Annotated in this window: 5 protein-coding genes; all 5 read left to right on the top strand. The window is 58.9% G+C overall.

All coding sequences use genetic code 11. The features are described from left to right. Positions 1-842: SDR family NAD(P)-dependent oxidoreductase (locus WB650_RS13925; RefSeq protein ID WP_423960873.1), on the top strand; the 842-nt coding region annotated here is incomplete at its 5' end. A gap of 63 nt (positions 843-905) precedes the next feature. Next, on the top strand, positions 906-1,364 hold the full coding sequence (locus WB650_RS13920; protein WP_422305624.1) for an FAS1-like dehydratase domain-containing protein: 459 nt from the start codon (positions 906-908) through the stop codon (positions 1,362-1,364). Positions 1,365-1,383: 19 nt separating this feature from the next. After that, the gene (locus WB650_RS13915) at positions 1,384-1,803 is read left to right on the top strand and encodes a MaoC/PaaZ C-terminal domain-containing protein (RefSeq protein ID WP_422305622.1); all 420 of its coding nucleotides are present in this window, start codon (positions 1,384-1,386) and stop codon (positions 1,801-1,803) included. 419 nt (positions 1,804-2,222) lie between these two features. Then, a complete protein-coding gene (locus tag WB650_RS13910) occupies positions 2,223-3,677 on the top strand; it encodes a DUF3536 domain-containing protein (protein WP_423960871.1) in 1,455 nt (484 codons plus the stop codon). Positions 3,678-4,280: 603 nt separating this feature from the next. Then, a partial coding sequence (locus WB650_RS13905) for an acetyl-coenzyme A synthetase N-terminal domain-containing protein (RefSeq protein ID WP_423960869.1) occupies positions 4,281-4,618 on the top strand: 338 nt, incomplete at its 3' end.

Here is a 4,618-nt window from a genome sequence, read left to right as displayed (position 1 = left end):
CGCCTCTCGCCAACGCTCCCCAAGAGTGCGATAAATCCAAGCGAACCCTGCTGGAGGATGTTTTCATTTTGAAGAATCCATTTAGTGTCGAAGGCAAAGTTACGATTGTGACCGGCGGAGGAACCGGGATCGGCGAGTCGATCGCCAAGGAGTTTGCAGCGCGCGGAGCCCCGGTGCTGATCGCCAGCCGCAAGGTCGAGAACCTGGAGCGCGTACGCGACGAGATTCGCAAAGCCGGCGGCAAATGCGAGATGACTCCGGTGGACGTCCGCGACGCCGATCAGTGCGACAAGATGGTCGCCGAGGCGGTCAAGCTTTTCGGCCGTCTCGACGTGCTGATCAACAATCACGGCGCGAGTATTACGACGCCGTCGATGAACCTTTCGCCCAACGGATGGCGCGCGGTGGTTGGTATCAATCTCGACGGCGTGTTCTTCTGCTCGAAGTCGGCTGCCCGCCAGTTCATGGAACAGAAGAGCCCGGGCTCGATTGTCAATATCTCGTCGACTGCGGGCGTGCATGGATCCCCCACGATGCTTCCGTACGGCGCGGCCAAAGCCGGCGTTATCAATCTGACCGTGTCACACGCGGGCGAATGGGGCCCGATGGGCATTCGCGTCAACTGTATCGCGCCGGGCCCGATTGATACCGAAGGTGCGGCGCCGCGCGTATGGCCGAATCCGAAGGTCAAGGAAATGGTCGCGCGATCGCGCGCGCTGCAGCGCTTCGGCCGCGTCGAGGAAATCGCGTATCCATGCATCTTCCTGGCGTCAGACGCGTCCAGCTACGTCACCGGATCGCTGCTGATTATCGACGGCGGCGAAGGCATAATGCGCGGCTAAGTGGACAAACCGGCCGTTCAACAGTAAATAATTCGTCGATCCTGTCGAGAGAGGTTGATTCACATGGCTGATAGAAGTGCGGTCGGAAAGACCGGCAAACCATTTAAGATGCACGTCGATTGGAGCAAGGTCCGCGAGTTCGCACGCGCGATCAAAGACCCGAATCCGCTCTACTTCGATCAGGAGCTGGCGAAGAAGGAAGTCGGCGGAGTGCCGGTGCCGGTCACGTTCCTGCAGACCAGCGCGTTCTGGACCGACGATACCTCGAGTCCCGGCTTCGGCGGCTTCGATTTGCGCCGTATCCTGCACGGCGAGCAGGAGTTCGAGTTCTTCAAGCCGATCTTCGTCGGCGACACTCTGACTGGCGTCACCAAGGTCGCCGACGTGCTCGAAAAGGAAGGCGGTCGCGGCGGCAAGATGACGCTGCTGATCACGGAGACTGAGTACACCAACCAGAAGGGCGAGAAGGTCGCTCTTTCGCGCTCGACGCTGATCGAAACTGGCCAAGCAGTCAAAGCCTGAAAATTAATCGGTGAAAAAAATGCCAAAATTGAAATATGATTCAGTCAAAGTCGGCGACGAAATCCCGAAGATCGAAATCAAAGGCGTCACCCGCCCTGATTTCGTGCGCTATGCCGGCGCGTCCGGCGACTTCGTCCCGCTGCATTACGATCAGACCTTCGTCGAGGCGGCTGGAATCCCGACCGTGTTCGCGCAGGGGATGTTCACCGCGGGCCTGCTCTCGAAAGCCGTCACCGACTACGTCGGAATCGGCAACGTCCGCCGCTTTCAGGTCCGCTTCGCCACGCGCGTTTGGCCGGGCGACGTCGTCACATGCACAGGGAAGGTCACCAACAAAATCGAGAAAGACGGCGAGAAGCAAATCGAAGGCGACCTGACCGTGCTCAATCAGAAAGGCGAGCCCGCAATCAAAGGTAGTTTCAGAGCTGCCTGCGCGTAGCGGGGACCGTGTCATTCAGAGCCGCTGCGGCGAAGAATCCCGGTCTTTCGCCCGGACCGGCCCTCTGACACCTTCAGCTTCCGGAGCCGGGATTCTTCGCTCCGCAGACTCCGCTCTGAATGACACAGGGTTTCACATACGATTAATCGGTCCCCCTCCCCAGGAACGTTCTTTTTTCCGAGTTATTCGATTCCTGTCGTTCCGTCTTTGTGTCATTCAGAGCGAAGCGAATTAATCCCGGCTCCGTTTCCGAACTCCTCTGTGGATGGAATTGTTGAACAATTGTGGATAGTTAGCGCTCCGGCGTTAATTTTTACTTGATAAGCTGAGCCGAATCCGGCAAAGAAGACAAATTAGCTCGACTGCTGGACGGTTGACTGGTCTTTCGCACTCCGGCTCAGAGGCGCAACATAATCGTAATGGATGAACCCAGGCACATAATAATCCACGGACATTTTTATCAGCCTCCGCGCGAGAGCCCGTGGACTGGATTGATCAGCCCCGAGCATGGTGCGGCGCCATTTCAGAACTGGAACGAGCGGATTTTGAGTGAATGCTACACGGCCAACGCGCATGCGCACACAATGCAAGGGCCGGTCGTTCACGTTCGCAATAATTACGACTCTCTCAGCTTCGACGTCGGCCCGACGCTCGCAGGATGGCTGCAGACCCACGGCAAGACTGCGTATCGCGCGATGATGCGTGGCAACGCGTTGTCGGCCGAGGCGCACGCCGGCCATGGCAACGCGATCGCGCAATCGTACAGCCATTCGATTCTGCCGCTGCTGCCACCGCGCGATCGCGAACTGCAGATTGTGTGGGGTATCGACGATTTCGTTTTCCGCTTCGGGCGCAGGCCGGTTGGGATGTGGCTGCCAGAGTGCGCTGCCGACGAGGACACGCTGGCATCGGTCGCGGCGGCGGGAATCCAGTTTGTGATTCTCGCGACGGACCAGGGGAATTTTAAAGGCCCGGGCGCCGAATCCCGCGGCGCGGGGCCGTTTCAATGGCACAGCGGCGATTTGAGGCTCGCGGTGTTTCGATTCGATCGCGAATTGTCCAACAGCGTTTCCTTCGGCGAGGGGTTGGCCGATGGCGCGCGGCTGGCCGAGTGGATCGCGAGTACTGCGCTCCAACTCGAGCCGGGCGCGGCGCTGATGCTTGCAACCGACGGCGAAACGTTTGGGCATCACAATAAGCACGGCGCCTCCGAGTTGGCGCGCGCGTTGAAGGCGCTCGAAGAACGCGACGACGTCATCATAACGAATTGCGAAGACTACCTTGCGGCGCATCCCGTCGTCGGGTCGTTCGAGATTCCGTCTGCGACGTCGTGGAGCTGCGCGCATGGTATCGAGCGATGGCGCTCGAACTGCGGATGCGGCAACGATGCGCACACGTCGCAGGAATGGCGCGCGCCATTTCGCGCCGCGATGGATTTCGTGAAGTACCATGCCGAGGCGACCTATGACCGTTTCGCGCCGGCGCAGGTGAAAGACCCCGGTGCAATTCTGCGCGGTGCAATCCGCTTGCTGATCGATCCGAATCCCGCCGTCCACGAGGAGACCTTCAAGCGCTTCGGCGTTACCAACGAGATTAATCGCGAGACTCTGCTCAGGATGTTCGAGATGGTCCGGGCGGGGCAGGCGGCGCTGACCAGCTGCGCGTGGTTCTTCGACGATTTCGGCGGGCTTGAAGGTCGCGTCGCGCTCAGATGGGCGGCGCGCGCGGTCGAGCTGGCGGCGGAGCATTCGGCGAGCGTCGAAAACGAGCTGCTCGAGCGATTGCGCGGGATCAATTCGAATCGGCGCGAGAATGGCGACGCCGCGACTCTATACCTGAGCTTGAAAACGCGCGAAGCTCGCGGTCGCGTGTAGCGTGAAAAATAGTCGGCACTTGTTCAGTCAGTTCGATAAGAAGTGGGGATGAACTACACCGCCTAATCCCGGCGGACTTTCTGTGCTAATCCTACGGTATGCGCCAACCTACGCCACCTCGCCGGACTCGCCTGAATTCCGGCGAAGCCGGCTTGCGCAAAAAACAATTTATGACGGAACGAAGCTACCGATGGTAGCCGACCGATCTCAATACCACTACAGGTGGGTAGTGTCTCAGTTTGAAATCCGCTCCGCTTGGCATCCATGACGCGCGGCGTTACCGATTACGTCTGCTGGGCGTTTTTCGCCTCGCGGTCCTTTGGGCAAGACGTTGCGTGTCACGCCCGCAATGCAAGCAGGCGTCACAAATCGGCTGTTCAGTTAGGAGGAACTAGTTAGCATCGTGGATGAATGGGAAGCCAATCAGGGCGAAGTACGATGAATGATTTATTGCGAGCGTCATTGGTGGTCGCTTTCGGTATTCTCGTAGGTATGTCGTTGGTTCTGATCGCGCACTATATCGCGGCCATTTATCGAGAATATCAGCGTCGAAATTCAAACTGAGACACTACCCTACAGGTGGTATGAACAGGTGCTCTGCTTATGGCCTCGACCGAAGCGACTCATATCGATTCGACCCTGACTGAATCCCGCAAGTTCCCGCCGCCCGCCGAGTTCAGTAAGCGGGCGTGGGTCAAAAATTTCGACGAGTACCAGGCGCTGTGCAAGCGCGCGGAGGCCGACCCCGACATGTTCTGGGCCGAATGCGCGCGCAACCTGCATTGGTTCAAGCCGTTCAGCAAAACCCTCGAGTGGAATTTCCCGAATGCAAAATGGTTTGTCGGCGGCACGATCAATGCCGCGTTTAACTGCCTCGATCGGCATCTCGACACGCCGCGCCGCAACAAGGCCGCGCTGATTTGGGAGGGCGAGCCCGGCGA

It is taken from the genome of Binatus sp. (SeqCode) (assembly GCF_049584895.1).
Lineage (GTDB): Bacteria > Desulfobacterota > Binatia > Binatales > Binataceae > Binatus.
The sequence above is the reverse complement of the archived record's forward strand: the minus strand, read 5'-3'. Positions and strand labels throughout refer to the sequence as shown.

Coding starts and splice junctions, on each gene's coding strand:
- WB650_RS13920 (WP_422305624.1), top strand. CDS start 906: ATGGCTGATAGAAGTGCGGTCGGAAAGACCGGCAAACCATTTAAGATG.
- WB650_RS13915 (WP_422305622.1), top strand. CDS start 1,384: ATGCCAAAATTGAAATATGATTCAGTCAAAGTCGGCGACGAAATCCCG.
- WB650_RS13910 (WP_423960871.1), top strand. CDS start 2,223: ATGGATGAACCCAGGCACATAATAATCCACGGACATTTTTATCAGCCT.